Origin of the sequence: Bacillus sp. JJ864, from assembly GCF_036963045.1 — a bacterium.
GTDB lineage: Bacteria > Bacillota > Bacilli > Bacillales > Bacillaceae_G > Bacillus_A > Bacillus_A pseudomycoides_C.
Genome location: NZ_JBALLY010000043.1, coordinates 5,000 through 6,604, shown reverse-complemented (window position 1 = coordinate 6,604; position 1,605 = coordinate 5,000). Strand labels below are relative to the sequence as shown.

Annotated in this window: 2 protein-coding genes; one reads left to right on the top strand and one right to left on the bottom strand. The window is 36.7% G+C overall.

What is annotated here, in order from left to right:
- The first annotated feature begins 132 nt into the window (after positions 1 to 132).
- Positions 133 to 510: an Ig-like domain-containing protein gene (locus V7024_RS08115; protein WP_335518106.1), complete on the top strand. Its 378-nt coding sequence runs from the start codon at positions 133 to 135 to the stop codon at positions 508 to 510.
- Positions 511 to 592: 82 nt separating this feature from the next.
- Here the strand turns inward: V7024_RS08115 and V7024_RS08110 are convergent, their stop codons facing one another.
- Complete coding sequence (locus V7024_RS08110; protein WP_335518104.1) at positions 593 to 1,504, bottom strand: DMT family transporter; 912 nt, start codon at positions 1,502 to 1,504, stop codon at positions 593 to 595.
- Positions 1,505 to 1,605 lie beyond the last annotated feature (101 nt).

The following is a 1,605-nucleotide window of genomic DNA, read 5'->3' as shown; positions in this document are numbered from 1 at the left end:
GCAGGCATTGTTTTTTATTTTTGTACTGAATTTTCTGTAAATTAACAAATTCTTTATATTACCTTAAATTATTTCTAACATTCTTTGTATATAGTATAACTAAGAACATTATACCGAAGGAGGACACCTTATATGCAATCACCTTTTCACTCACAAAAACACCTTATTTCTTCTTCATGCGCTGCACTACAAACAGATCTGCCTCATATTACCATTGTTCCTTCTATTGTGCCGGTCATCGGTATACAACTGCAGAAAGCTAAGTTAAAACTAAAAACCGGGCAACGTGGAGAACTTACAGCAGCTGTCCTTCCTTCACAAGCAAGTAACCAAGAGATCATTTGGACGTGCACGAACCCTCATATTGTAGAGATTCATACTGAAAAACAAAAAGCAAATGTAATAGGAAAACAAGCTGGACGAGCCGTTATTATTGCCACAACCGCAGAAGGGAAATTTCGAGATCTATGTATTGTCCACGTTCAGCCCTATATCATAAAACCTAAATGAAATGTAACTAGCCACCAGTACTTTACCGGTGGCTAGTTGAATGAATATCTACACTTTTCACTTCTTTGATTGTCCTTAACAACTACGTTTCTTGCGTATATACCATGCCTTCTACCGATTCTTTATATGGGCGCTTTTGTTGCTGTAATAAAAAGATACACACACCACATAATACAAGAACGCTTCCGACCACTTGCATAGAATTTAATTTTTCACCGAGTAAAAAGAAAGCAAGGATCATCGCACCTACAGGTTCACCTAAAATACTCATAGAAATGGTTGTTGCATTTACATAATTCAATAACCAATTATTAATCATTTGAGATACAGTCGGTACGGTTGCAAGTAAGAAAAATACAGTCCAGTCCCATGATGAATACCCTGTAAATGGAATTTGTAACATCATGTTATATATACTTAAAAATACAGCTGCAAATGTAAAGACAGTAAAACTATAAATCCAATGCGATACTTTTTTCACTGTCGTTTGTCCAATAAATAAATAGCCAACCACTGCAATTACACTCAAAAATGATAGTATGTCTCCTAAGACTGCTTCCCTGCTCAGTCCTAAATCTCCCCATCCAATACACCCTACACCAATAATTGCAATTCCCATTGTTGCAAGTGCCATGATTGTTGTTCTTTCTTTAAATAAGAAAAATCCGCCAATGAGGGATACGAGTGGCTGCAATGCTAAAATAATCGTAGAACTCGCGACTGTTGTAAATTTTAACGATGCAAACCATAGAAGAAAATGCAGCGCTAAAAAGAAGCCGGATCCAATTAAAAATCCCCAGTCCTTCTTCTGAATTCTCGTAAATTCCTCTCTTTTCTTCCAAACAATCGGAAGCATAATAATCACAATAATCCATAAACGATACATACTTAAAATAGAAGATGGTGCTGTAGACATTTTTACAAATATAGCCGCAAATGAAATCGTGATAATCGAAATCGCTAACGGCAGTGCTATTGATTTTTGCTGCTTCATATGCTGTCTCCTTGTCTATATAAAGTGAAACTTCCATCAGTGGGGGTTTTCTTCATCCCCCACTGATGGTTAGTTGAACCAATCGGGCTTTTACGGGCAGT